We start from the raw sequence: 25,855 nt of genomic DNA, 5'->3' as shown, positions 1-25,855 counted from the left end.
CACCTTGGCTTTTTGGAGCGTGACGGGCGCCGAAACCGCTCACACTTTCGGCTGCCACGCTCTGGGTTCGACGGCCCTGGCCTACCGCGCCGGAAAGCGCAGCGCCATCGTCAATGCGCCGTCAGACCTTGGCCTTGAACTTGTAGATCAACGACACCCGCACCGCCCGGGTGCTGGGCGCGAGGTCGCTGTCGATCACCACGCCGCCGTCCCGGTAGCGGCTGCGCTGCCGGTTGGTGTTGAAGATGTCCGTGGCGTTCAGGCTGACCGAATAGCGGTCGCTCAGCTTGTGGCTCCAGGTGGCGTCCAGCTGCTGGTAGGCGGCCTGATAGCCTTGCAGCGTGGAGGTCTTGCCCACGCCGCTAAGGTTGAACTGCAGCTTGTCGCCGTTCTTCAGGACCTTATCGACCACGACATTGCCGGAATAGTTCGTCCGGGTCGTGGTCGCCAAGGTCGCGGCGGCCGGGACCAGCTGCCGACGGAAGACGTTCAGGTTGACGACGTACTTCCAGCCGCCGGGGGCCTCGCCGCGGGCGTTGACCTCCAGCCCTCCGGACGTGGCGCGGTCGTAGTTCAGGGGCCGGCTCGCGGTGGTGAGGTCGGGGTTCCAGGTCGTGTAGCTCTGCCAGGGATCGTGGCTGACGCGGTAATAGGCCGTCAGCCCCAGCGTCGTCTTGCCGAAGGTCCGCTCGTAGCCGCTCTCGTAGGAGTCGGTGATGGTCGAGGCGAGATCCAGGTTGCCCAGCATGGCGCTGTGGGGATTGGCTGGGGCGCGCCGCGGATCATAGAGCTCCAGCTCGGGCCGCAGGATGCGGCGGCTGTAGCTGGCCTTGAGTTTGCCGCCGACGAGCGGATGCGACAGGTGCAGCGAGGGGAACAGGCGCGTGATGTCGCGGTCCCGCGAGGCCGCCGCCGCATGCAGCCGCAGGGATTCCGTCTCCACCCGCAGGCCGGGCATCAGCTTGAAGCCGGCGAACGGGAACTGATAGGTCGCATAGCCCGAAAGGCTGGCGCGCCGAGCGTTGAACACGCCCAGATCGCCGCTCGCCAGGCCCAGCACGGCGATGTCGCCGTCATAGGACCGGGTGAAGTCGCGCTCGACGCGGTTGGCCTCCAGGCCCGTGGTCAGGATGGCGCCGCCGGCGAGGTTGGCGACCACCGCGACCTTGGCCTGATCGTCCGGACCCCGGACGCGCTTGGCGTCGCCGTAGCGCTGGGCCAGGGTCGTCGGCGCTATCTCGCGGTCGTCATGGTCGGTGCGGGTCCGCTCGTCGCTCTGGGCGTGCGAGACATTGGCCTCCAGCGAGCCGCGATCGTCGGGCCAGGTGTCGGAATAGCTGGCTTCGATATCGTCCGTTCGGGTCGTGTAGCGCTGCGTCCCGGCCTCTTCCGACTGGACTGGAGCGACGCCGCCGAACGCCTGGTAGTGGGCCAGGTCGTTGGCGCGGATGCGTCCGCCCATGTGGTGGGCCTCGACACTCAGCTCGCGGTCCTTGGCGAGCCGTCGGGTGACGCCCAGCGAGGCCTGGGCCATGTCGAGCGTCGACGTGCCGTGGTTGTCGCGCGACACCAGCCCGCGCCCGGACGCCGCGTCGCGCTGGCTGTAGTCGGCGTTGGTTTCCGATGGGCTGTGGCCTAGAAAGACCCGGCCGTCGACGCTCCAGTCGCCCTTGGTCGCCGAGGCGCTGGCCGACAGATCGGCCTTCTGGCGCGTGTCGGCCCGCGCCGAGATCGTGCCCGAGATCCCCAGCGCGCGCGCCTTGCGCGTGACGATATTGATGATCCCGGCCGTGCCGTCAGGCGAGAACTGCGCGGAGGGGTTGGTCATCACCTCGACGCTGTCAACGCTGGAGGCTGGCAGGGACTTCAGGACCGAGGTCCCGGCGACCGGCGGCTTGCCGTTGATCAGGATCTGGACGCCGGGATCGCCGCGCAGCGCGATCCTGCCGGTCGGCGAGACGGTCACCGACGGGATCCGGTTCAGCACGTCGAGGGCGACGCCGCCCTGCGATCCGGCGTCCGAGCGGATGTCGTAGACGCGGCGGTCGATCTTGTCGCGAACCTGGGCGGGCCGGGCGGTGACGACGATCGACTCGACCTTCTGGGCCGCCTCCACGGACGCGGCGGCCTGGAACCACATGAGCACCATCCACACCCTGCCTTGAGATCGCCAAGGGCTCTCACGGCGAAGCTTGGTTTGCAATCGAAAATTGCAGGCTGGGGATCAGTGATCTTTTGGGAGAGTGGTCTTGTCGCCTCAGGCCGTCCGGCTGGAGACCAGATTGGCTCGCGCGCGGGTGTGGATGGCGTCGGGGCCGTAGACCATGACCGGGGCGCGCATCAGCTTCTCGATCGCGGCGCGGACCGGGGCCTCGCGGTCGTAGGCGGCGCGCAGTTCGGCGGCGCGCAGGGCCACGCGGGGCGGGCGGCGTTCCTCGGGGGTCTGGAACAGGCCCAGGACGTCGCCAAGCTCGCGCTGCGACAGGAAGAGGGCGAGCGGCGCCGACAGGATCAGGCCCAGATAGACCGGGCTGGACCACCAGAACATCACCGGGTCCAGGGCGAAGACCAGGGCCGCGGCGACGCCGCCGATGCCCATGTGGGCGCGGTGGACGCGCCAGGCCTCGCCGCGGGTCAGGCGGCCGGGGTCGCGCTGCTGCGTCGCCCAGCCGGCGTCGCGGCCGATCAGCACCTGCAGCACCGACACGCTCTGCATCAGCATCAGCACCGGCGCGACCAGGGCCGACAGCACGATCTCCATCGCCATGCCGGCGACGAAGCGACCGCCGCCGCCGAACGCCTGGCGCTGGGCGCGGCGGCGCAGGATCAGGGCGCCGGCCATCAGCTTGGGGGCGATCAGCAGGGCCATGGTCAGGCCCCACAGCCAGGCGGCGGCGTCGGCGCGGATCAGCGCCGAGGCTCCGCCTTGCTCCATCCACACCCCGGCCCCGGCGATCAGCAGGAACAGCCACAGCGGCGAGGTGGCGTAGGACAGGACGCCGCGCAGCAGGTGCAGGCGGCTGATCCAGTGCAGGCCCCTGGCCCCGATCACGCCCAGATGCTGCAGGTTGCCCTGGCACCAGCGGCGGTCGCGAATGGCCATGTCGAGGATGGTCGGCGGGGTCTCCTCGTAGCTGCCGGTCAGGTCGGTCGCCAGGCCGATCTTCCAGCCGCCCCGGCGCATCAGGGCCGCCTCGACGAAGTCGTGGCTCATGATGTGGCCGCCGAATGGGCGCGGCCCCGGCAGGTGCGGCAGACCGGCCTGCTCGGCGAAGGCCCGCGTGCGGATCATGGCGTTGTGGCCCCAGTAGTTCCCCTCCGCCCCCGACCACCAGTCCTGGCCGGCCGACAGCATCGCCCCGTAGGCGCGCGAGGCGAACTGCTGCAGCCGCGCGAACGGCGTCTCGCCATTGATGATCGAGGGCGAGGTCTGGAGCAGGCCCAGCTTCGGGTCGCGCTCCATGCGGTGGGTCAGGCGGATGAGGGTGTCGCCGGTCATCAGGCTGTCGGCGTCCAGGATCAGGAACTGCGCATAGGCCCCGCCGAAGCGCTCGACCCACTCGGCGATGTTGCCGGCCTTGCGGTCGGTGTTCTTGACCCGGCGGCGATAGAAGATCCGCGCCTTGGGACCGAGCCGCGCGCGCAGCCGCAGCACGCCGACGGCCTCCTCGCGGGCCACGCTCTCGACCCGCGTGTCGCTGAGCACGAAGATGTCGTAGAGCTCGGCCACCTCACGCTGGTTCAGGTCTTCGTACATCGCCTGGATCGCGGCCAGGACGCGGCCGGGATCCTCGTTATAGGTCGGGGCCAGCAGGGCGGTGCGGGTCAGGATCACCGGCTGCGGCTGCTCGCGGCCGTCGCGCGCGCGCCAGCAGGTCCAGAAGCCGCCCACCGCGCTCATGAAGGCGAAGGCCACCCAGGCGAACAGCAGCACGAACAGGCCGAAGGCGACGCCGTCCACCAGGCTGAAACCGCCGGGCGAGAACAGCAGCGCGGTGATCACCGCCGTGACGGCGGTCAGCACGCCCGAGCCCGCCAGCAGCACCCAGCGGCGTCCGGAGACGTCCGGGCCGGCCAGCGGCGTCAGCCGGCCCGCGCGCAGGCTCTGGGCGGGCATGGCCAGCGGCTTCTCCGCCGGCAGCCACGCGGCGAACGAGGCGGGCGCGGGCCTGGCCGGCGGCGGGGCCAGCTTCAGGGCGGGGAGGGGACGGGCGCTCGCGCGTCGTTCGGAGGACAACAAAGCCACTACACTCTGGGTTCGGGGAGGCGGGAGCCGTCGGCAAGCCAAGTTCGCGACGGCGCGGTTGGTTTCACGGCGCGGGCGGAAAAATCAGCGCCGTCCAGGTTTCGCTCAACGCGCGCCCCTTCTGCCTGAGGACGACGCGCACATCGGCTGGTTCCGCGCCATCGCAGACCACGTCGAATGTGACCCGCCAGAGGGCGTCGGTCTCGGCCTCGTGGCGGGCGCCGGGATAGTGCGACAACAGGCGGATCTGGCCGTTGCGGGCGGTGACGTCGGCCTCGATGTCGATCGCCGTGCGCAGCGCCAGCAGGTTGGCCCCCCGGAACTCGACGGCGACCTTGCGGCCTTGCGCGGCGGTGTCGCGCCCCGGCTCGCCTGGCCGGCCCGAGCGGCTGGCCACGACCTTGGCGAGGTCGGTCTCCGGCGCGTCGGCCGTCCAGTGCAGGCGATAGGTCAGCTCGACCTTGCTCCCGGCCTTGACCGGCGCGTCCGGCGTCCAGAAGGCGACGATATTGTCGTTGGTCTCGCTGTCGGTGGGGATCTCGACCAGACGCACCGAGCCCTTGCCCCAGTCGCCGATCGGCTCGACCCAGACGCTGGGCCGGCGCTCGGCCCTGGCCTGGTCGTCGTGATAGTGCTCGAAGTCGCGGTCGCGCTGGATCAGGCCGAAACCCTTGGGGGTCTCGTCGCTGAACACGCTGGTCACCACGCGCCGGGGGTTTGAGAGCGGCCGCCACAGGCGCTCGCCCGCGCCGGTCCAGATCGCCAGGCCGTCGGAATCGTGGATCTCGGGTCGCCAGTCGACCGCCGGGACCGCGCGGTCCTCGCCGTACCAGAACATGCTGGTCAGGGGCGCGAAGCCCATCTGGTCGAACGCCCGCCGGAAGAACACGCTGGCCTGCACGGTCTGGGTCAGGGCCAGGCCGTCGCGGTCGTTGACGAACCTGTAGGCCCCGACGATCCCCGGACTCTCCATCAGGGCGTGGATGACGAGACGCCCCTGCGCGTCGCGCTCCAGCCAGACCTCGCGCCAGTCGGGAAACTCCTCGGGCTGGACGGCGTAGGTGTCGGCGGCGATCGCGCGGGCCGACAGGCCGTACTGGCCGAACGGCGCGGGCGAGCGGAAGTAGGACGCGCCGTGGAACACCAGCCACTCGCCGCGATCGTCGCGGCTGATGGCGCGGAAGCCCGAGAAGCCGGCCTTGGCGGGCAGGGCGCGGACCGGGCTGTCGGCGGGCGACGAGAACAGGGTCGGGTCGTAGGCCAGCGGCCGGGCGCGGCCGTCCTCGACCAGGTGGATGGTCATGGCCTTGGACACGCCCTGGCTCAGCGGGAACAGCTCGATCCCCCAGTCGCCGCCCCACAGCGGGATCTTCTCGCGATAGAACCCGACCGCCTGGGCGGCGTCATAGTCCATGGCCGCGACCTCGGCGGGCGGCGGGGGCGGGGCGACGTAGGGACGACCGGCCAGGGCGCGGGCGCGCGCCTGCACGACGTCGAACGAGAAAGGCGCCGGGCGCGCATCGGCCTGTCCGGGCGACAGGCTGGCGGCGACGGCGCCGCCGGCCAGGAGCGTCAGGGCGGCGCGGCGATCAAGCAAAGACAATAGGAAACCTCGGGCGATTACCGACTGGGTGCGCGGATTACTGGGCGCGCGGATAAAGGAGACTTGCGGCCGAAATGGTTCAATCGTGTCGGGCCGGAAACCAGGCTTCCGGTCAGAAATGTCATCCGGCGGTCAGGCTGCCGACCGTGCGGGGACGGCAGTATGCCTTGTCCTCGCCTCGCCGCCGGACCCGGTCCCCCACCCCCAGCGATGGCGGCGGACGCGAGGGCGCCTTATCTTGTCGGCCCGGAACGCCCCCCGGCGTTCCGGGCCGCTGGTCGTGAGACGCCTCACTCTGATGAAGATCCTGATCGTCGAGGACGAGCCCAAGACCGTCGCCTACCTGCGCAAGGGGCTGACCGAGCAGGGCTATGCCGTCGACTTCGCCGCCAATGGCGAGGACGGCCTGCACCTGGCCCAGACCCTGGACTATGACGCGGTGGTGCTGGACGGCATGTTGCCGGGGCTGGACGGGGTCGAGGTGCTGGAGCGCCTGCGCCAGACCCGTCAGACGCCGGTGATCATGCTGACCGCCCGCGACAGCGTCGAGGACCGTCTCAAGGGCCTGGGCGCCGGGGCCGACGACTATCTGGTCAAGCCGTTCTCGTTCCTGGAGCTCTTGGCCCGGCTGCAGGCCATCACCCGTCGCGGGCGCAGCGAGTCCACGACCATCACGGTCGGCGACCTGCACCTGGACCTGATGGCCCGCCGCGCCACGCGGGCGGGCAGGCGGCTGAACCTGACGGCCAAGGAGTTCGCCCTGCTGGTCGTGCTGGGCCGCCGCCAGTCGCAGATCGTCTCCAAGACCATCATCACCGAGCTGGTCTGGGACATCAATTTCGACACCAACACCAACGTCGTCGAGGTCGCCATCAAGCGGCTGCGGGCCAAGATCGACGGGATGTTCGAGACCAAGCTGCTGCATACGGTGCGGGGCATGGGCTACGTCCTGGAGCATCGCCCCGAGGGGACCGCGCCGTGACGCCCCGTTCGCTTGCCCCCCGTTCGCTTGCCCCCCGTTCCCTGGCCCCCCGTTCCCTGGCCCCCAAATCCATCGCCGGCCGCCTGGCCCTGATGTTCGCCATCGCCACCAGCCTGGTCTCGATGCTGGCCGGCGTCGCCCTGTTCAGCTTCCAGAGCCTGGAACTGAAGCGCCACCAGGCCGAGGAGCTCAGCGCCCGCTCGCAGATCATCGAGGCGATGATCCGCAAGCTGGAGGATCCCGGCCGCTGGCCGCTGATAACCGACAAGCTGAAGTCGTTCACGCCGGCCGACGGCGGCATCCGCTACCGGATCGAGTCCGCCGATCCGCGTTTCCGGTTCACGCCGGGCGCGGCGCTGGAGCCGGCCCGCGATGGCCTCGGCGTCATCCATGCCGACGGCAAGCGGTTCATGACCCTGGCCCGGCGCGTGCCGGCCTATGGCCGCCGCCCCGACGTGCGGCTGGTCATCGCCGCCGACACCGCGCCGTTCGACGCCTCGCGCTACGTGCTGGGCGTCGCGGCCCTGGCCATGTCGGTGCTGACGACGGGGCTGGTCAGCCTGCTGGGCTGGTGGATCGCCCGGCGCGGCCTGGCCCCGGTCGACCGCCTGTCGCACCGCGCCGGCGCCCTGAACCCGGCCGACCTCAGCCTGCGGATGCCGACCCGCGACCTGCCGGCCGAACTGGTCGGGCTGATGAGCGCCTTCAACGGCGCGCTGGACCGGCTGCAGGCGGCCTATGAGCGGCTGGCCGCCTTCAACGCCGACGTCGCCCACGAGCTGCGCACGCCGCTGGGCAACCTGATCGGCCAGACCCAGGTCGCCCTCTCGCGCCCCCGCGACGCCGACGAGCTGGAGGAGACGCTGCACTCCAACCTCGAGGAGCTGGAGCGCCTGCGCACGATCATCAACGACATGCTGTTCATGGCCCGGGCCGACCAGGGGGCGCTGGCGGCCAACCTGGCCCCGCTGTCGCTGGCGGCCCTGACCCACAAGACCGCCGACTTCCTGGACGTGCTGTTCGAGGACGCCGAGGTGAAGCTGGAGGTGCGGGGCGACGCGACGGTCAACGCCGACGCCGCGCTGCTGGGACGGGCGGTGACCAACCTTTTGGACAACGCCATCCGCCACGGCGTCGACTGCAAGACCGTGCGGGTGATGATCGAGCCGCAGGGCAAGGCCGTCTGCCTGTCGGTCCGCAACCGCGGCGGCCCGATCCCCGAGGCGCACCTGTCCCGCCTGTTCGACCGCTTCTACCGCCTCGACCGCGCCCGCGAGCACAGCGGCGAGATCCACGGCCTGGGCCTGGCGGTGGTCAAGGCGATCGTGTTGATGCACGGCGGCTCGGTGTTCGCGCGCTGCGAAGGCGGCGAGGTGCTGATCGGGTTTTTGCTGCCGGGGAGCGAGGTGGTGGTGTCGCCTGAGCGGGAGGCGGCGGGGGTTTAGAATCCCTCTCTCTAAGAGAGAGGGAATTAGAGCGCCCCCCAGCCCCCGCCCAGCGCCCGGATCAGATCCACGCTGGCCGACAGCCGCCTTGTCCGCAGGTCCTGCGCCTCGCGCCGCGCCTGCAGCTCCGCCGTCTGGGCCGTGACCACGTCGAGATAGCTCGCCGCCCCTTCGCGGTAGCGGGTGGTGGCCAGCGCGGTGGTGCGGACGGCGGCGGCGACGGCTTCGTCCTGGCGGCCCTGGGCGGCGGCCAGGCGGTTGGCCAGGACCATCTGGTCCTCGACCTCGCGGAAGGCGTCCAGCACCGTCTGGCGGTAGCCGGCGGCGGTCTCGTCGAACACCGCCCGGCTGCGGGCGACCTCGGCCTTGCGGGCGCCGCCGTCGAACAGCGGCAGGGCGGCGGCCAGCGGGCCCAGGGCCCAGACGTGGTTGGCGGCGGTCAGCAGCTCGCCGCCACTGGACTGGTAGCCGCCGGCCGCGGCCAGGGTCACGCTCGGGAACCAGGCGGCGCGGGCCACGCCGACGCGGGCGTTGGCGGCGGCCATCCGGCGCTCGGCCGCGGCGATGTCGGGCCGGCGCTGCAACAGGGTCGAGGGCGCGCCGACCGGGGTGACCGGGGCCTCGGTCAGTTCCGGCGCGGCGGCCAGGGTGAAGCTGGAGGCCGGCTCGCCGACCAGCACGGCGATGGCGTGTTCCAGCAGGGCGCGGTCGGCGACCGCCTGCTCGTACTGGGCCTGCGTCGCCGCCAGCTGGGTCTGGGCCCGGCCGGTGTCGAGCCCGCTGGCCGCGCCGCCACGCTGGCGGCGGTTGGTCAGGTCGAGCGCCTGACGATAGGCCTCGACCGTCGAGCCCAGCACCGCGATCTGGGCGTCGGCCCCGCGCAGGCCGAAATAGGTATCGGCCAACTGGGCCTGCAGGCTGAGGCGCACCCCGGCCAGGTCGGCGGCGCTGGCTTCCGCGTCCGCTTGGCCGGCGGCGACCAGGTTGCGCACCCGGCCCCACAGGTCCAGCTCATAGGCGGCGCTGGCCGCCAGGGTGGTGGTGTCGTAGCGGCCGTTGGCCGGGGTGCGCTGGCGCTCGACGCTGGCCGAGGCCCCGACGCTGGGGAGGAGAGCGCTGGAGGCCTGGCGCGACAGGGCGCGGGCCTGGTCGTAGCGGGCCAGGGCGGCGGCGAGGTCGGCGCTGCCGGACTCCAGTCGGCGCTCCAGGCCATCCAGGGTTGGGTCCTTGAACACCGCCCACCAGGCGGCGTCGCGAACCGTTTCCATCGGCGCGGCGGGAGTCCACGGACCGGTGTCGCGGAAGGCGGCGGGCGCGGCGGGCGTCGGCGGCGCATAGGCCGGGGCCATCGAGCAGCCGGCGAGGCTCAGGCCAGAAAGCCCGAGACCCGCCAGGATCAGGAGACTAGCCCTTCGCACCGGCGGCTCCCTTCTTGGCCTTCACCACGTTGACGTGGTCGCCGGTGGCGATGGCGTCCGGCGGGCTGGTCACGACCCAGTCGTTGGCCGCGACGCCGCTGGCCAGTTCCAGCTCGGCGCCGTCGTCGCGGGCGATGCGGACCGGACGGATCGAGACGGTGTTGTCGCCGCCGACCACGGCCACGGCCGTGCCTTCCTTGCGGAACAGCAGGGCGTTGGAGGGGATCCGCACCGATGCGGTCGAGGTCGTGCTAGCGGCCTTCAGGTCCAGGCTGACCTGGGCGTAGGCGCCGGGCTTGAGGGCGCCGGCGGCGTTGTCGACCTCCAGCTGGATCAGCATCGACCCCGACTGGGCGTCGACCGCGTCGGCCGTGCGCACCAGGCGGGCGTTGAAGGTCTGGCCGGGCAGGTCGGGCGAGGCGAAGGTGGCGCTCATGCCCGGACGGATCTGGCCGGCCAGGCTTTGCGGCACGCTGACATAGAGGCGCAGGCGGCGGGTGTCGGAGACCGTGAACAGCGGCGAGGGACGGGCGCCGCCGGCGCTGATCAGGGCGCCCTGGTCGGTGTCGCGGCTGGTCACCACCCCGTCGAACGGGGCGACGATGCGCTTGAAGGCGGTCAGGCTCTCCAGCCGGCGGACATTGGCCAGCGCTTCGTTGCGCATGGCCTCGCGGGCGGCCAGGTCGCCGGCGCGCTCGTCGGCCTCCTGCTGCGAGACGGCGTTCTCGCCGACCAGGCGCTTCCAGCGGGCGGCGGTGGTGGCGGCCAGATCGCGCTGGGCCTGGGCCGTGGCGAGGGCGGCGCGGGCGGCGACCAGCTGCTGGTCGACTTCCGGGGCGTCGATCTCGGCCAGCACCTGCCCCGCCTTCACCGGCTGGCCGATGTCGACATACCAGCGGCGCAGATAGCCGTCGGTGCGGGCGTAGACCGGGGCCTCGGCCCAGGCCTGCAGGCGGCCCGGCAAGACGAGGTCGGCGCTTTCGCCTCCGCCCGGCTGGATGACGTGGACCGTGGTCAGGGCGCTGGCCTGGCTGGTCTTCTTCAGGTCCTGGCTGGCCATCAGCCGCGAGGCCGTCCCGGCGGCCAGGATCAGGACGAAGCCGGCCGCGCCGATCAGGGCCAGGCGGCGCAGGCTTCGGGGGCTGGTCTTGGGCAGGGCGTCAGAGGGGGGCAGGGGGGACTCAGACATGGGCGACGCCTTCGGGGGAGGCGGCTTCCGCGCGGGGGCGGCGGCCGTGAACGATGGAGAAGATGGTGGGGACGAACAGCAGGGAGGCGCAGGTGGCGAAGATCAGGCCGCCGATCACCGCCCGGCCCAGGGGGGCGTTCTGCTCGGCGCCTTCGCCCAGGGCCAGGGCCATCGGCGCCATGCCGATGATCATGGCCAGGGCCGTCATCACCACCGGGCGGAAGCGGGTGAACCCGGCCTCGAACGCGGCCTGGACCGCGTCGCCGGTGGCCGCCAGCCGCTCGCGGGCGAAGCTGACCACCAGGATCGAGTTGGCCGTCGCCACGCCCATGCACATGATCGCCCCGGTCAGGGCCGGCACCGACAGCGGCGTCCCTGTGGCGAACAGCATCCAGGCGATGCCGGCCAGGGCGGCGGGCAGGGCCGAGATGATCACGAACGGGTCCAGCCAGGACTGGAAGTTGATGACGATCAGCAGATAGATCATCACCACCGCGCCCAACAGGCCCCAGCCCATGCCGGAGAAGGCGGTGTTCATGGTCTGGAACTGGCCGCGCAGGTTCACCTTGACCTTGGCGGGCTTGTCCTTCTCCAGTTTCTTGAGGGCCTTCTGAACGTCGGTCGCCACGCCGCCCAGGTCGCGCCCTTGGGTGGCGGCGAAGACGTTGACCATCGGCTGGATGTTGTACTGCGAGACGACGGCGGCGGTGGAGCCCCGGCTGAGCGTCCCCAGTCCGCCCAGCACCTGCGGCGCCGGGTCGGCGGCGCGGGCCCCGGTGACCGGGATCGACCGCAGCTTGTCGAAGCTGTCCAGCATGTATTCCGGCGTCTGGGCCACGACGGGGTAGGAGACGCCGTTCTTCGGGTTCAGCCAGAACACCGGGGCGGTCTGCTGGCTGCCGGCCACGGCCCCGGCCAGGCTGGCGGTGACGTCGCGCTCGTCCAGGCCCAGGGCGTGGATGCGGGTGCGGTCGACGTCGAAGCGCAGCTCCGGCGCGGCGGCCGGCTGCTGGATGCGGACGTCGGCTATGCCCCTGATGCGCCGGATCTCGCGCAGGATCTTCTGGGCGTAGGCCTGGTTGGTCGCCGCGTCGCCGCCGGTGACCTGGATGTCGATCGGGGCCGGGCTGCCGAAGTTGAGGATCTGGCTGGTCACGTCGGCCGGCAGGAACGAGAAGGTCGCGCTGGGGAAGGCCTTGGGCAGTTCCTCGCGCAGCGCCTTGATGTAGCCGTCGGTCGGGCGATGGCCCTTCTTCAGGCTGATCAGGATGTCGCCGTCCTGCGGGCCGATGGTGCCCGAGGCGTTGTAGGCGGTGTTGATGCCGCTGGAGGACAGGCCGATGTTGTCGACGATGGTCTCGACCTCGTCGGCCGGGATCACGGTGCGGACGTGGCGCTGGATGCGGTCGAACAGGGCCGCCGACTCCTCGATCCGCGTGCCGACCGGGGCGCGGACGTGCAGGGCGATCGAGCCGGAGTCCACGGCCGGGAAGAAGTTGCGGCCCAGGAACGGGACCAGGGCCAGGCTCAGCAGGGCGAACGCCAAAAAGCCGATGACGAACACGCCGCGCGCGTCCAGAGCAAAGCCCAGCAGGCCGGCATAGGCGTCGCGCACCGTGGAGAAGCTCCGCTCGAAACCGCGCTGGAAGCGGACCACGCGGCTCTTCGAGGGGGCCTCCTCGTCGTGCGGGACGTGCGGCTTGAGCAGATAGGCCGCCATGGTCGGCACCAGGGTCCGCGACAGCAGGAACGAGGCGATCATCGCGAACACGACGGAGAGGGCCATCGGCACGAACAGGAAGCCCGACACGCCCGGCAGGAAGAACATCGGCACGAAGACGATGCAGATGCACAGCAGGGACACGAAGGCCGGGGTGACGATCTGGGCCGCCCCGTCCAGGATCGCCGTCCTGACGTCCTTGCCGTGCTCCAGGTGCCAGTTGATGTTCTCGATGGTGACGGTGGCGTCGTCGACCAGGATGCCGACGGCCAGGGCCAGGCCGCCCAGGGTCATGACGTTCAGGGTCTGGCCGAACGCCGCCAGGGCCGCGATCGCCGCCAGCACGGCCAGCGGAATCGAGACGGCGATGATCACCGTCGAGCGCCACGAGCCCAGGAACAGCAGGATCATCAGCGAGGTCAGCACGGCGGCCAGGGCGCCTTCGTGGACCACGCCCTCGACGGCGGCCTTCACGAAGGTCGACTGATCGTTCAACGGGGTGATGGTCAGCTCGGGCGGCAGCTGGGCCTTCAGGTCGGGCAGGGCGGCCCGGACCCCGTCGACGATGGCGATGGTCGAGGTGGCGCCCGATTTCAGCACCGTCATCAGCACCGAGCGCTGGCCGTCGACGTGGACGATGTTCTGCTGCGGGGCCGAGCCGTCGCGCACGTGGGCGACGTCGCCGACGCGGATGGTCGCGCCGTTGATGGTCTTGACGGGAAGGGCGTTCAGCTCCTCGACCGTGCCGGGGGCGTTGTTCAGGCGCAGGCTGTACTGGAACTCGCCGATCTTGACGAAGCCGGCCGGGGTGATCTGGGTCTGGGCCGCGATCGCCGCCCCGACGTCGGACGCCGACAGGCCCTTGGACAGCAGGGCCTGCGGGTCGATGTCGACCTGGATCTGACGGGTCCGGCCGCCGAACGGCAGGGGCACGGCCGCGCCGGGCACGGTGACCAGGCGCGTGCGGATGACGTTGACGCCGAAGTCGGACAGCTGCTGCTCGGACAGGCCCTGGCCGGCCAGGGCCAGCTGCAGGATCGGCACGGTCGAGGCGTTGTAGTTGAGGATCAGCGGCGGGGTCACGCCCGGCGGCAGCTGGCGCAGCAGGGTCTGCGAGATGGCGGTGATCTGGGCGTTGGCCAGGCGCACGTCGGCTCCCGGCTGGAAGTAGATCTTCACCACCCCGACGCCCTGCAGCGAGGTCGCCTCGATATGGTCGATGTCGTTGACCGTGGTGGTCAGGGTCCGCTGGTAGGGGGTCAGGATCCGCCCCGACATGTCGGCCGGCGACAGGCCGCCATAGGTCCAGGCCACCGCCACGACGGGCACGCGGATATTGGGGAAGATGTCCGTGGGCGTACGCAGGATCGCCAGGACGCCGACGATCAGGATCATCGCGGCCATCACGACGAAGGTATAGGGACGCGCCAAGGCCGTCCGCACGAGCGATATCATACTGAATTCCGTCGTTGCGGAGGGGAAGCTTGGGCCGGGTCTAGCAAGGCCAAGGGGTCCGCAGCCTGACGGCCAACTGACAAGATGGTCAGGGAGGGTCAAGGGGCCTCTCGCGACCGCCGAGCCGTTTTGCTATGGCTGCCTCAATGAGCACCATCACCACCGTCGGCGTCGACGCCGACGACACCCTCTGGCACTGCGAGAGCAAGTTCCGGCTGTCCCACGCGCGGTTCCTGGACCTGCTGTCCGATCACGGCGATCCCGAGAAGATCGAGCACCAGCTGCTGGCCGTCGAGAAGCGCAACCTGCGGGTCTATGGCTACGGGGCCAAGGGCTTCACCCTGTCGATGATCGAGACGGCGCTGGAGGTCACCGACGGCCGCGTCGACACCCGTGTGATCCGCGAGATCCTGGCCGTCGGCCGCGAGATGCTGACCGAGCCGATCGAGCCGCTGTCGGGCGTCGACAAGGCCCTGGCCGAGCTGTCGGACCGCTACCGCCTGATCCTGATCACCAAGGGCGATTTGCTGCACCAGGAGCAGAAGCTGGCCTCGTCGGGGCTGGGGGACTACTTCGTGGCCGTCGAGATCGTGTCCGAGAAGGACGCCGGCACCTATCGCCGGGTCTTCGACCGCTACGGCACGGGCGCCGAGCAGGCGGTGATGGCCGGCAACTCGATGCGCTCGGACATCCTGCCGGCGCTGGAGGCGGGCTGCTGGGGCGCGCTGATCCCCTATCCGCTGGTCTGGTCGCACGAGGCGGCCGAGGCGCCGGTGGGGCACGAACGCTACGCGGAGCTGGGCAGCATCAGCGAGTTGCCGGGGTGGGTGGATCGGATCGCGCAGGGCTGAGCCAAGCATTTTGAACCCCTCTCTCATGGAGAGAGGGAGGGGCCCGCCGCGCAGCGGTGGGAGGGTGAGTGGGTACGCCGGTCGACGGCGTGCCGGCACTCCGTCAGGCGCCGTAACCACTCACCCCAACCCTCTCTCTAAGAGAGAGGGAGCGCGTTCAGCGTTTCCCGAGTTTGGCCAACGCATCCCGCGCCGGCCGCTCGAACCCGATCAGCGACAGATACGCCGCCGGGATCAACAGCACGACCCACAGCAGGCACCACAGCCGCATGGCGTCGCCGTTCAGCCCCCACATCCCCAGCCCCACCCAGTTCAGCGCGATCTTCAGCGCGATCGGGTGCAGCAGGTAGAGGCTGAAGCTGAGCTGCGCCCACGGGGCCAGCCGCGCGCTCACCCCGCCCTGCACGCCCGCCGCGTCGGCGGCGACGCCGGCCAGGCCGACGGCGTAGATCAGGAACAGCAAGGTGGTCCGCGACGCCCCCGCCCAGGACGCGACGAAGAACGCCGCCAGCAGGGCCCACATCACGAACCGGGCGAACGGCAGTTTCGCCAGCACGTCCTTCAGCTGGAACGCCAGCATGCCCAGCATGAAGCCGGGCACGGCGCGGGCGACGCCGAAATCGTAGGTCCATTGCGAGAAGGTCTCGCCGGTGCGCGAGATCCACAGCAGCAGGGCCAGGCTGCCGAAGGCGACAGCCGCCGTGGCCTGCCAGCCTCGGGCGGTGATCCAGAAGAGCAGCGGCAGGGCGACGTACATCCCCATCTCGGCGCTGATCGCCCAGCTGACGAAGTTCCAGGTCTGGGCGTGGCACGTGCCCCAGGCGTGGATGAAGAGGACGTTCTGGGCGATGCAGGAGACGTCGTAGCGCGACGGATCCCGCTCGTTCAGCACCCCGGCCCAGCCGAGGGCGGCGATGGCCACGAACACCAGCATCGTCGCCCAGTGCAGCGGACCCAGCCGCGCGACGCGCTTCTGCAGGAAGTCGCGGTACCTGGCGACGGTGGTCAGGCGACCGGTATAGATCGCGGCCATCACGTAGCCCGAGATCAGGAAGAACAGGTCGACGATCAGGCTGAAGCTCTTGATCGTGTCGTCGGCCGCCTGCCAGCGACCGTCCAGATTGATGAAGCGGTTGAAGTGGAAGACCACGATCATCAGCGCCCCGACGATGCGCAGGGCGTCCAGGTGCAGCATCTGGTCGGAATCGGGTTTCAGGGCGGGGAGGCGCATGGCCTAGCTGTGCCACGGAGCGGCGAGCGCGTCATGGGGTTCGTCTCTCCTCCCCCTCTTGGGGGAGGGGGACCGCCGAACGGCGGTGGAGGGGGTTAGCCGCGGCGCTATTGGGGCCTGCGCCGTCCCCTCCGTCTCGCCGCGTATCCGCGTCGATCCACCTCCCCCAAAAGGGGGAGGATCGGGAAGGCTCCTAGATCGCCACCCTTTTGGCGATCGCGTTGCGTCGGGCCTTGGTCTCCTGCTGGGCCTTCTGCACGGCTTCGGTCTCGGTCGCGTGCAGCAGGTGGTCGATCACCCGTTCCAGGTGGTCGCGCATCGCCTGGCGGGCGGCGGCCGGATCGCGCGCCTTCAGGGCGTCGACCACCCGGCGGTGCTCGACGATCCGGGGTTCCAGCCCCATGCCGCGCGCGCGCGTCAGGATGTTGCGGGCCAGGGACGAGCGGTTGCGCCAATCCCAGAGGTTCTCGATCGTGGCGATGATCGCGCCGTTGCCGGTGGCGCGGGCGATGGTGAGGTGGAAGTCGCGGTCGGCGTCCTCGCCCCGGATCTCCTCCTCGACGCGCATGCGCTCCAGCAAGCCTTCCAACTCGCCGATCTGTTCGTCGGTGATCGAGGTGGCGGCCAGGGCGGCGGCCTCGCCCTCGAACAGGCGGCGGGCCTCGATCAGCTCGAAGGCGCCGATCTCGAAGTCGATCTCGGCCGAGGGGGCCTGGGGGCGGACATTGCCGGTGACATAGATGCCCAGGCCGTGGCGGGCCTCGATCATGCCCAGCATCTCAAGGGCGATCATCGCCTCGCGCAGGGTCGGGCGCGAGACCCCGAACTGCTCGGCCAGTTCCCGCTCGGTCGGCAGGCGGTCGCCCAGCTTGTACTGTCCGGCCTCGATGGCGTCGGCCACGGAGTCGGCGATCCTGCGGTAGAGCTTGACGTTGTCTGACATGTCGGGGCGGAGGCTCGGAAGGACGCGTTTGCCCAAATGGGGCGTTGTCGGGACCCCAATTCCCTACCACGGGGACCGGCGCGAATTGTTCTGTTTTTTCACCTCTCTCCGCCGGGAGGTCAGGTTTTCCCGCTCCCGAGGCCTGACCAAGGTCTCACCAGTCGTGCATCGAGCCGTCCAGGCGGCGGGCGACCGGCAGATAGGCGCGCTGGTAGGGGTATTTGGCCGCCAGATCCTCGTCGATGTCGACGCCCAGGCCCGGCGCCTCGCCGGGGTGCAACATGCCGTCGCTGAAGCTGTAGGCGTGGGGGAACACCGCGTCCGTCTCGGGCGTGTGGCGCATATATTCCTGGATGCCGAAATTGGGGATCGACAGGTCGAAGTGCAGGGCCGCGCCCATGCAGACCGGCGACAGGTCGGTGGCCCCGTGGCAGCCGGTGCGCACGTGGTGCAGGTCGGCGAAGCTGGCCAGCTTCTTCAGATGCGTGATGCCGCCGGCATGGACCACCGTGGCGCGGATGTAGTCGATCAACTGCTCCTCGATCAGCTGCTTGCAGTCCCAGACCGAGTTGAAGATCTCGCCGACGGCCAGCGGCGTGGTGGTGTGCTGGCGGATGATCCGGAAGCTGCCCTGGTTCTCGGCCGGGACGGCGTCCTCCATCCAGAACAGCCGGTAGGGCTCCAGATCCTTGCCCAGGCGCGCGGCCTCGATCGGGGTCAGGCGGTGGTGGACGTCGTGCAGCAGGTGCAGGTCCCAGCCCAATCGCTCGCGCGCCGCGGCGAACAGGTCCGGCGCGGTGCGCAGATAGCGCTCGGTCGACCAGATGGTCTCCTTGGGCAGGTCGCTGTCGGCCGGCTCGTAGAAGAAGCGGTCCTTGGAGACGCCATAGGCTCCCGGCATGCCCGGCACGCCGGTCTGCAGGCGGATGGCCTTGTAGCCCAGGGCCGCGTAGTGGGCGGCGTTGTCGAGGGTCTCGTCGATCGTCTCGCCATTGGCGTGGCCATAGACCATCACGCCCGTGCGGCAGGCGCCGCCCAGGAGTTGATACACGGGCAGGCCGGCGATCTTGCCCTTGATGTCCCACAGCGCCATGTCGACCGCGGCGATGGCGGCCATGGTCACCGGTCCCCGACGCCAGTAGGCGCCCTTGTAGAGGTACTGCCAGATGTCCTCGATCTGGTGGGCGTCGCGGCCGATCAGGCAGGGGATGACGTGCTGGGAGAGATAGGCCTCGACGGCCAGTTCGCGGCCGTTCAGGGTCGCGTCGCCGATGCCGTACACACCTTCGTCGGTCACGATCTTCAGGGTCACGAAATTGCGCCCCGGGCACGTGACGATGGTCTTGGCGGCGATGATCTTGGGCATGGTGGCCTTGGGGGACGCTTTGTCTGCAATCGTTTGTCGGGACCGAAAGACCGGAGGCCCGCCCGAAACCAGGCGCGCGGCGTCCATCTTCCTCCCCGCCTATCGGTTTACCGGTACCATAAGGGTTGTCAACCCAGTGGTCTGACCACTATGACTTTGGTGACCCGACCTTTTTGGCGTGGTTCAAGTTTCAAATGAGCCGATCTTCCCGGCGAAGGCCGGGACCCAGATCGTAAGGCTGAGCGGCGCCAGGAATGGCTCAGGCTCCAGCCGTATCTGGGCCCCGGCCTTCGCCGGGGAAATCGGGAGAAAGTGGGAGTGAAACGGATGCGGCTTCTGGCCTTGGCGCTGGGTCTCATGCTCGTGGCGACAACCGCCCGGGCGGAGGACGGCTACGACCTCTGGCTCCGCTATCGGCCCGTCGAGGCCAGCGCCCGGCCGGCCTATGCCGCCCGCGCCGCCGCCATCGCGCCCCCAAGTTCCCTGGCCCCCGACACCCCGACCCTGAAGGTCGCCCGGGCCGAGCTGGAGCGCGGTCTGGCCGGCCTGGTCGGCAAGCCCGCCAGCGCCGCCGCGGGCGTCCGCGACGGGGTCATCCAACTGACCGTCGAGCCTGCGAAGGGCCTGGGCGACGAGGGCTACCGGATCCGCACCCAGGCGGTGAACGGCCGGAAGACCACGGTGATCTCGGCCAACAAGGACGTCGGCGTCCTCTACGGCGTCTTCCGCTATCTGGAACTGATCCAGACCCGGCGGCCTGTGGATAACCTCGACATCACCTCGGTTCCCAAGGTCAAGCTGCGCATGCTGAACCACTGGGACAACCTCAATCGCCACGTCGAGCGCGGCTATTCCGGCCAGTCGATCTTCGACTGGTGGCGGCTGCCCGGCCACGTCGACCCGCGCATGGTCGACTACGCCCGCGCCAACGCCTCGATCGGCATCAACGGCACGGTGCTGAACAACGTCAACGCCAAGGCCGACAGCCTGACCCCGGCCTATATCGCCAAGGCCGCCGCCCTGGCCGACACGTTCCGGCCCTATGGCGTCAAGGTCTATCTGTCGGCCCGCTGGTCGGCGCCGGTCGAGCTGGGCGGCCTGAAGACCGCCGACCCGCTGGACCCGGCCGTCGCCGCCTTCTGGAAGGCCAAGGCCGACGAGATCTACAAGGCCATTCCCGACTTCGGCGGTTTCCTGGTCAAGGCCAATTCGGAGGGCCAGCCGGGGCCGCAGGACTATGGCCGCACCCATGTCGACGGGGCCAACATGCTGGCCGACGCGGTGGGACCGCACGGCGGCGTCGTGATCTGGCGCGCCTTCGTCTATTCGCACGAGCAGCCCGACGACCGCGCCAAGCAGGGCTATTCGGAGTTCAAGCCCTTCGACGGCCAGTTCCGCGACAACGTCGTCATCCAGGTCAAGAACGGCGCCATCGACTTCCAGCCGCGCGAGCCGTTCCACCCGCTGTTCGGGGCCATGCCGAAGTCGAACCTCGGCATGGAGTTCCAGATCACCAAGGAATATCTCGGCTTCTCGACCCACCTCGTCTATCTGGGCCCGCTGTTCGAGGAGACCCTGCGCGCCGACACCATGGCCCACGGCAAGGGCTCGACCGTGGCCAAGGTGGTCGACGGGACGCTGGACGACCGCAAGCTGACGGTGATGGCCGGGGTGGCCAATATCGGCAGCGACCGCAACTGGAGCGGCTCGCAGTTCGACCAGGCCAACTGGTACGCCTTCGGGCGTCTGGCCTGGGATCCGGAAGCTTCGGCCAAGGACATCGCCACCGACTGGACGAAGATGACCTTCGGCGATGACCCGCGCCTGGTGAAGCCGGTCGTTGACATGATGATGGGCTCGCGCGAGGCGGCGGTGGACTACATGACCCCGCTGGGTTTGCACCACCAGATGGGCGAGGGGCACCACTATGGCCCCGGTCCCTGGGTCAGCGGCGGTCCGCGCGCCGACTGGACCAGCGTCTACTACGCCAAGGCCGGCCCGGACGGGATCGGCTTCGACCGCACCCCCTCGGGCAGCAACGCCACGGCCCAGTACGCGCCGGCCGTGGGGGCCTGCTTCGCCGACCTCAAATGCGTCGACGAGAAGGACCTGCTGTGGTTCCACCACCTGCCCTGGGACTACCGCCTGAAGTCCGGCGACACCCTGTGGGACGGCATGGTCAAACACTACGGCCGGGGCGTCGCGTATGTCGACGGCATGGAGAAGACCTGGGCGGGCCTGACGCCGTATGTCGACGCCGAGCGCCACAAGGAGGTCGCCGACTACCTGAAGATCCAGCGCGACGAGGCCCAGTGGTGGCGCGATGCCTCGGTGGCGTGGTTCGGAAGCTTCTCGAAGCGTCCGCTGCCGCCGGGGGAAAAGGCTCCGGCCAAGTCGCTGCAGTACTACGAGAGCCTGGAGTTTCCCTGGGCGCCAGGCAACGGGCAGTAGCAACCCCCAGAACTGGGGGTGTCTTCGTAACGCCGTTCCGTGAAGGTTGCGGTCGCGCTGGTCCTGTCCCAAGGTCTGCGTCCCAATCGTTTTCAGCAAGACCGGATGCGCGCCTCGTCCCCCACGACCCTGCTGCTCGGCGTCGTCCTGCTGTGCGTGGCGACGGCGCTGATCGGCGTCTGGATGGCGATGAGCCCGCCGTGGCTGGGCGCGGACTTCACCGTCCGGCCCGACGGGGCCGTGGTGATCACCCGCCTCACGCCCGGCGGGCCGCTGGACCGCGTCGGGGCCAAGATTGGCGATCGCATGGCCGGGGTCGGCGGCGACCGCGCCGCGCCCGCCCTGCGGGCCGCCGAGATCGGCGGCCTCGAGACGCCCGCCACCCAGACCCAGGCGCGCGAACAGGCCCGCCGCGAGGACGCCTTCGCCCAAGCCCTGAGCGCCGAGCCTCGGGTGCTGCGCCTGGCCGGTCAAGACGGCGCCCAGCGGGTCGTCACCCTGGACGGCCGCGCCCGGCCGCTGTCGGCCCTGGGCGCGGAGTTCTGGGCCAATCTGGCGTTTGGCCTGATCGCGGCCCTGATCGTCGGCTGGGTCTGGGCCCTGCGGCCGCGCGAGCTGTCCACCCAGCTGTTCGCCCTGACGGGCCTGTCGATGCTGGCCTTCACCTTCGGCTGGGCGGTCAATTCCAGTGTCGAGCTGGTCATGGACGGGACGCTGGCGACCATCGCCGCGCGCCTGAACATGACCGGCGCCGTGGCCTATGGCGGGGCGATGATCGCCTTCTTCCTGGCCTATCCCAAGCGGGTCACCAAGCTGCCGGTCATGCTGCTGGCGCCGCTGTGGGTGCTGGCCTGGGCGCTGACGCCGCTGCTGCCCGGCAATCCGTCAGTCGAGAGCATGGGCCAGGCGGTCACCTCGATCGAGATGGCCCTGATCATCGTGGCCATCGCCCTCCAGGCTTTCGCCAGCCGCAAGGACCCCGCCGCCATGGCCGCCACCCGCTGGCTGGGCCTGTCGGTGATCGTCGGGGCGGGGGCCTTCATCGGCAATGTCGCCGTGCCGATCGCCCTGGGGATGCGGCCGTTCCTGGACCCGCGCTTCTCGCTGGGCTTCTTCGTGATCATCTATGTCGGCATGGCCGTGGGCCTGCGCCGCCACCGCCTGTTCGAGCTGGACCAGTGGGCGTTCCGGATCCTGTTCTACCTCAGCGCCGGCGCGGCCATGCTGGCCCTGGACGGTCTGCTGATCACCGCCCTTGGCGCGGCTCCCGGCACGGCGCTGGGCGTGTCGCTGCTGGTCGTGGCTTTCGCCTACCTGCCGTTCCGCGACGTGCTGTGGCGGCGGACCATCGGCCGCAAGACCTTGAAGGATCACGAGATGTTCGCCGCCGTGGCCCAGGTCGCCCTGATCCACGGGGCCGAGGCGCGGGCGGACGCCTGGAAGGCGCTGCTGTCCAAGGTCTATGAGCCGCTGGAGATCGCCCCCGCCCTGGCGACCAACACCAAGGCCGAGATCCTCGAGGAGGGCGTGGCCTTGGGCCTGCCCGCCGCCGCCGGGACCACGGCGCTGACCCTGCGCTTCCCGTTCCGGGGGCGGGGCCTGTTCGGCACGGCGCAGGTCCAGCTGGCCGACCAGCTGGTGAGCCTTCTGAGCCAGATCGAGGAAGGCCGCGACGCCTATGCCCGGGGCGTGGTCGAGGAACGCCTGCGCATCGCCCGCGACCTGCACGACGACGTCGGCGCGCGCCTGCTGTCGGGCCTGCACCGCCAGGACCTGTCCCAGACGCGCGAGGCCGTGCGCGGGGCGATCGGCGACCTGCGGGCCATCGTCTCGGGCCTGTCGGGCCAGGACCTGCCGCTGGAGGCGGCGCTGGCCGACCTGCGCCACGAGACCGCCGAGCGGCTGGAGGCGGCCGGCATCGCCCTGGACTGGCCGCCGGTCGAGCTGGCCGATCCCGGCGTGACCGCGCCCTATCGCGTCTACAAGAACCTGACCTCGGCCGTGCGCGAGGTGATCTCCAACGCCATCCGCCACGCCGGCGCGACCACCGTGGCCGTCACGGTTCACGAAGACGCCGGCCGGCTGGAGCTGACCCTCAGCGACGACGGCGTCGGCTTGCCGCGCGAAGCGGGGGGCCGCCGCAGCGGCCTGGCCAACCTGGAGCGGCGGCTGGGCGAGATCGGCGGGACGGTGGCGTTTCCCGAAACCACGAAGGGGACGGTGGTCCGGCTGTCTACGCCCGTCGATGCGAGCGCCCCGGCATGACCCTTGCTCCCAACGCCCCCGGCACGGCCCTCGTCCTGGAAGACCAGTCCGAGACCCGCGAGCACCTGCTGGCGGCCCTGTCCGAGGCGTTTCCCGGCGTGGTCGCGCGCGGCGCGGCGGATCTGGCCGAGGCCCGCTCGTTTCTGTGCGACGGGGCGCCGGACCTGGCCTTGGTCGACCTGGCCCTGCCGGACGGACGCGGCGTCGACTTCCTGCGCGATCTGGCCGAGCGCTCGGGCGGGGCGACGCGGTCGGTGGTGGTGACCATCTACGCCGACGACCACCACCTGTTCGACGCCATCGCGGCGGGGGCGGGGGGCTACCTGCTCAAGGACATGGGCCGCGACGAACTGGTGCGCTACCTGCGCCGCCTGGAGGCCGGCGAGACTCCGCTGTCGCCAGCGGTGGCGCGGCGGATGCTGGACTACTTCCGCGCCCGGCCGGTTCTGATCCAGACGGTCGAGCCCGAGGCGGCCCTGACCCCGCGCGAGACCGAGGTGCTGCGCCTGATCGGCCGGGGCCTGCGCTCGGGCGAGGCGGCCAAGGTCATGGGCGTCACCGAGCTGACCGTGGCGGGGTACGTCAAGGCGATCTACCGCAAGCTCAACATCTGCTCCCGGGCCGAGGCGGCGCTGGAGGCGCAGAAGCGGGGGCTGGTCTAGGGCTACCAATCCTTGTCATCCCGGGCGAAGCGTAGCGAAGACCCGGGACCGCGACAGGCGCAGCGCTTCCGGCGGTCCCGGCTCGGCGCGCTACGCGCTTGGCCGGGATGACAGTTTTCAAAGCCCAAAATTTCGCCGCGAAGTTCCGCTCAAGGATCGCTACGGTGTCGCTCACTGACACCAGCGTTCGAAAGACCCTTGATGCGCCTTCTCGCCACCTTGGCCGCCCCAATGGCTGCAATGACCTTCCTCGCCGCCGGCGCGGCCCACGCCCAGACGCCCCAGCCGTCGGCCCCGCCGCAGCTGAACGCCGGCCCCTCGGCCAACGCCCTGGCCGGCAAGGCCTTCCTGGCGACGAACGCCAAGGCCCCGGGCGTGGTCACCCTGCCGTCGGGCCTGCAGTACAAGGTCGTGACCTCGGGCCCGAAGACCGGCCCGTCGCCCAAGCTCGGCGACATCGTCAAGGTCCACTACGAGGGCAAGCTGCTGGACGGCACGGTGTTTGACTCGAGCTTCGCGCGCGGCAAGGCGGCGATCATGCCAGCCGACGGCCTGATCCAGGGCTGGCTGGAAGCCCTGCCGAAGATGAAGGTCGGCGACGAGTGGACCCTCTACATTCCCTCGGAGCTGGGCTACGGCCCCCGCGACATGGGCGAGATCCCGCCGGACAGCGTGCTGGTGTTCCGCCTGCAGCTGATCGGGATGCTGGCGGTGGACTAATTTTATCTCCCTTCCCCCTTGATGGGGGAAGGGCAGGGGATGGGGGTGATACGGCGGTCCCGCCTGCACGGCCGTGCTCACCCCCACCCAACCCTCCCCCATCAAGGGGGAGGGCTTATTTTTGCCGGCTCTTCATCAGCGGCTGGATCCGCTCCCCAAAATCCTCGACGCCCTTCACGAAGTCGTCGAAGGTCAGCAGCACCCCGGCCGTGCCGGGCACGGCGGCGATCTCGTCCATCATCCGGGCGATGCTCTCATAGCTGCCGACCAGCGTGCCCATGTTGAGGTTCACCGCCGATTCCGGCGCGGCCAACTGGGTGGTGTTGGTCGTGGCGCCGGCCTTGGCGTTCGGGGCCGCCTGCTGGGTCAGCCAGGCCAGCGCCTCCTGGTCCGCGCCGTCGCGGTAGGACTGCCACTTGGCCATGGCCTTCTCGTCGGTCTCGTCGGCGATGATCATGAACAGGATGAACGACTGCACGTCGCGGCCGGTCTTCTCGGCGGCCGCTTCCAGCCGCTTGTTGACGCTGGCGAAGGCGGTGGGCGTGTTGGTCCCCTTGCCCAGGGCGAAGCTGTAGTCGGCGTATTGCGCGGTGAAGGCCAGGCCCTCGTCGGACGAGCCGGCGCAGATCAGCTTGGTCTCCTTCGGGTGCGGGCTGACCCGGCAGTCGTCCATGGTGAAGTACTTGCCCTTGAAGTCGGACACCCCCGTCTCCAGCAGGTCCTTCAGCACGGTCGTGTATTCGGCCAGGTAGTTGTAGCGGTCGGTATAGTGCGCCTCGCCCGGCCACAGGCCCATCTGGCTGTACTCGGCCTTCTGCCAGCCGGTCACCAGGTTGATGCCGAAGCGGCCCGGGGCGATCGAGTCGATGGTCGAGGCCATGCGCGCCACGATGGCCGGCGGGATGGTCAGGGTGGCCACGGTGGCGAAGATCTTGATCTTAGAGGTCACGGCCGCCAGGCCCGACATCAGGGTGAAGCTCTCGAGATTGTGCTCCCAGAACTGCGTCTTGCCGCCGAACCCGCGCAGCTTGATCATCGAGAGCGCGAAGTCGAAGCCGTACTTCTCGGCCTTCTGGGTGATCTCCTTGTTCAGCGCGAAGCTGGGCATGTACTGCGGAGCATTCTCCGAGATCAGCCAGCCATTGTTGCCGATGGGGATGAAGACGCCGACCTGCATGGAAGTACCCCTCTCTTACTTTGTCATCCCGGCGAAAGCCGGGACCGCCGGAAGCCCCGGCGTTTGTTGCGGTCCCGGCTCTTCGCGCTGCGCGCTACGGCCGGGATGACAGGGAAGAGGGCGGCGCACGC

At 70.1% G+C, this 25,855-nt stretch carries 17 protein-coding genes; 7 read left to right on the top strand and 10 right to left on the bottom strand.

Annotation, left to right across the window (positions count from 1 at the left end; translation table 11 throughout):
* Positions 1–121 precede the first annotated feature (121 nt).
* The 3 genes from AC1RJ9_RS20455 to AC1RJ9_RS20445 all read right to left on the bottom strand — a co-directional run bounded on the left by AC1RJ9_RS20455 (position 122) and on the right by AC1RJ9_RS20445 (position 5,849).
* Entirely contained in the window at positions 122–2,149 is a 2,028-nt protein-coding gene (locus AC1RJ9_RS20455) for a TonB-dependent receptor (protein WP_492839794.1), read from the bottom strand.
* Between the two features lie 108 nt (positions 2,150–2,257).
* The gene (gene mdoH / locus AC1RJ9_RS20450; protein WP_492839793.1) at positions 2,258–4,237 is read right to left on the bottom strand and encodes a glucans biosynthesis glucosyltransferase MdoH; all 1,980 of its coding nucleotides are present in this window, start codon (positions 4,235–4,237) and stop codon (positions 2,258–2,260) included.
* Between the two features lie 73 nt (positions 4,238–4,310).
* A complete protein-coding gene (locus AC1RJ9_RS20445) occupies positions 4,311–5,849 on the bottom strand; it encodes an OpgD/OpgG family glucan biosynthesis protein (RefSeq protein ID WP_492839792.1) in 1,539 nt (512 codons plus the stop codon).
* A 298-nt stretch (positions 5,850–6,147) separates the two neighbouring features.
* Here AC1RJ9_RS20445 and AC1RJ9_RS20440 point away from each other — a divergent pair, with 298 nt between their 5' ends.
* Complete coding sequence (locus AC1RJ9_RS20440; RefSeq protein ID WP_492839791.1) at positions 6,148–6,831, top strand: heavy metal response regulator transcription factor; 684 nt, start codon at positions 6,148–6,150, stop codon at positions 6,829–6,831.
* Complete coding sequence (locus AC1RJ9_RS20435; protein WP_492839790.1) at positions 6,828–8,276, top strand: heavy metal sensor histidine kinase; 1,449 nt, start codon at positions 6,828–6,830, stop codon at positions 8,274–8,276. The genes AC1RJ9_RS20440 and AC1RJ9_RS20435 overlap by 4 nt, the downstream gene beginning before the upstream one ends.
* 26 nt (positions 8,277–8,302) lie before the next feature.
* Here the strand turns inward: AC1RJ9_RS20435 and AC1RJ9_RS20430 are convergent, their stop codons facing one another.
* From AC1RJ9_RS20430 to AC1RJ9_RS20420, 3 genes are read right to left on the bottom strand one after another with little or no spacing between them, the layout of a single operon-like run.
* Positions 8,303–9,694, bottom strand: coding sequence for an efflux transporter outer membrane subunit (locus tag AC1RJ9_RS20430; RefSeq protein WP_492839789.1), 1,392 nt, complete (start codon positions 9,692–9,694; stop codon positions 8,303–8,305).
* Positions 9,681–10,883, bottom strand: coding sequence for an efflux RND transporter periplasmic adaptor subunit (locus AC1RJ9_RS20425; RefSeq protein ID WP_492839788.1), 1,203 nt, complete (start codon positions 10,881–10,883; stop codon positions 9,681–9,683). The genes AC1RJ9_RS20430 and AC1RJ9_RS20425 overlap by 14 nt, the downstream gene beginning before the upstream one ends.
* On the bottom strand, positions 10,876–14,058 hold the full coding sequence (locus AC1RJ9_RS20420; protein WP_492839787.1) for an efflux RND transporter permease subunit: 3,183 nt from the start codon (positions 14,056–14,058) through the stop codon (positions 10,876–10,878). Before AC1RJ9_RS20420 ends, AC1RJ9_RS20425 begins: the two co-directional genes overlap by 8 nt.
* A 146-nt stretch (positions 14,059–14,204) precedes the next feature.
* Between AC1RJ9_RS20420 and AC1RJ9_RS20415 the strand changes: the two genes are divergently transcribed.
* Positions 14,205–14,909, top strand: a complete 705-nt coding sequence (locus AC1RJ9_RS20415; protein ID WP_492839786.1) for an HAD family hydrolase — start codon at positions 14,205–14,207, stop codon at positions 14,907–14,909.
* Between the two features lie 157 nt (positions 14,910–15,066).
* Here the strand turns inward: AC1RJ9_RS20415 and AC1RJ9_RS20410 are convergent, their stop codons facing one another.
* The 3 genes from AC1RJ9_RS20410 to manD form a co-directional block, all read right to left on the bottom strand.
* Entirely contained in the window at positions 15,067–16,140 is a 1,074-nt protein-coding gene (locus AC1RJ9_RS20410; protein WP_492839785.1) for an acyltransferase family protein, read from the bottom strand.
* Positions 16,141–16,333: 193 nt separating this feature from the next.
* Positions 16,334–17,083, bottom strand: a complete 750-nt coding sequence (locus tag AC1RJ9_RS20405) for a FadR/GntR family transcriptional regulator (protein WP_492839784.1) — start codon at positions 17,081–17,083, stop codon at positions 16,334–16,336.
* Positions 17,084–17,237: 154 nt separating this feature from the next.
* The gene (gene manD / locus AC1RJ9_RS20400; protein WP_492839783.1) at positions 17,238–18,449 is read right to left on the bottom strand and encodes a D-mannonate dehydratase ManD; all 1,212 of its coding nucleotides are present in this window, start codon (positions 18,447–18,449) and stop codon (positions 17,238–17,240) included.
* A gap of 327 nt (positions 18,450–18,776) precedes the next feature.
* Here manD and AC1RJ9_RS20395 point away from each other — a divergent pair, with 327 nt between their 5' ends.
* The 4 genes from AC1RJ9_RS20395 to bamJ all read left to right on the top strand — a co-directional run bounded on the left by AC1RJ9_RS20395 (position 18,777) and on the right by bamJ (position 24,547).
* Positions 18,777–20,900, top strand: a complete 2,124-nt coding sequence (locus AC1RJ9_RS20395; protein ID WP_492839782.1) for an alpha-glucuronidase family glycosyl hydrolase — start codon at positions 18,777–18,779, stop codon at positions 20,898–20,900.
* A 105-nt stretch (positions 20,901–21,005) separates the two neighbouring features.
* Positions 21,006–23,165, top strand: a complete 2,160-nt coding sequence (locus tag AC1RJ9_RS20390) for a sensor histidine kinase (RefSeq protein ID WP_492839781.1) — start codon at positions 21,006–21,008, stop codon at positions 23,163–23,165.
* A complete protein-coding gene (locus tag AC1RJ9_RS20385; RefSeq protein ID WP_492839780.1) occupies positions 23,162–23,827 on the top strand; it encodes a response regulator in 666 nt (221 codons plus the stop codon). The genes AC1RJ9_RS20390 and AC1RJ9_RS20385 overlap by 4 nt, the downstream gene beginning before the upstream one ends.
* Positions 23,828–24,028: 201 nt before the next feature.
* Positions 24,029–24,547, top strand: a complete 519-nt coding sequence (gene bamJ / locus AC1RJ9_RS20380; protein WP_492839779.1) for a BamJ family beta-barrel-assembly machinery protein — start codon at positions 24,029–24,031, stop codon at positions 24,545–24,547.
* A gap of 115 nt (positions 24,548–24,662) precedes the next feature.
* Here bamJ and rutA read toward each other — a convergent pair whose 3' ends face one another.
* On the bottom strand, positions 24,663–25,724 hold the full coding sequence (gene rutA / locus AC1RJ9_RS20375) for a pyrimidine utilization protein A (protein WP_492839778.1): 1,062 nt from the start codon (positions 25,722–25,724) through the stop codon (positions 24,663–24,665).
* Positions 25,725–25,855: the final 131 nt, after the last annotated feature.

The organism is Caulobacter sp. GW822-FHT07D08 (assembly GCF_058798735.1).
The sequence above is the reverse complement of the archived record's forward strand: the minus strand, read 5'-3'. Positions and strand labels throughout refer to the sequence as shown.

Bases quoted from the DNA above. Each gene is read 5' to 3' on its own strand.
- rutA (WP_492839778.1), bottom strand. From the start codon at position 25,724: ATGCAGGTCGGCGTCTTCATCCCCATCGGCAACAATGGCTGGCTGATC.
- bamJ (WP_492839779.1), top strand. From the start codon at position 24,029: ATGCGCCTTCTCGCCACCTTGGCCGCCCCAATGGCTGCAATGACCTTC.
- AC1RJ9_RS20385 (WP_492839780.1), top strand. From the start codon at position 23,162: ATGACCCTTGCTCCCAACGCCCCCGGCACGGCCCTCGTCCTGGAAGAC.
- AC1RJ9_RS20455 (WP_492839794.1), bottom strand. From the start codon at position 2,149: ATGGTGCTCATGTGGTTCCAGGCCGCCGCGTCCGTGGAGGCGGCCCAG.
- AC1RJ9_RS20415 (WP_492839786.1), top strand. From the start codon at position 14,205: ATGAGCACCATCACCACCGTCGGCGTCGACGCCGACGACACCCTCTGG.
- AC1RJ9_RS20425 (WP_492839788.1), bottom strand. From the start codon at position 10,883: ATGTCTGAGTCCCCCCTGCCCCCCTCTGACGCCCTGCCCAAGACCAGC.
- manD (WP_492839783.1), bottom strand. From the start codon at position 18,449: ATGCCCAAGATCATCGCCGCCAAGACCATCGTCACGTGCCCGGGGCGC.
- AC1RJ9_RS20405 (WP_492839784.1), bottom strand. From the start codon at position 17,083: ATGTCAGACAACGTCAAGCTCTACCGCAGGATCGCCGACTCCGTGGCC.
- AC1RJ9_RS20395 (WP_492839782.1), top strand. From the start codon at position 18,777: ATGCGGCTTCTGGCCTTGGCGCTGGGTCTCATGCTCGTGGCGACAACC.
- AC1RJ9_RS20440 (WP_492839791.1), top strand. From the start codon at position 6,148: ATGAAGATCCTGATCGTCGAGGACGAGCCCAAGACCGTCGCCTACCTG.
- AC1RJ9_RS20410 (WP_492839785.1), bottom strand. From the start codon at position 16,140: ATGCGCCTCCCCGCCCTGAAACCCGATTCCGACCAGATGCTGCACCTG.
- AC1RJ9_RS20420 (WP_492839787.1), bottom strand. From the start codon at position 14,058: ATGATATCGCTCGTGCGGACGGCCTTGGCGCGTCCCTATACCTTCGTC.
- AC1RJ9_RS20390 (WP_492839781.1), top strand. From the start codon at position 21,006: ATGCGCGCCTCGTCCCCCACGACCCTGCTGCTCGGCGTCGTCCTGCTG.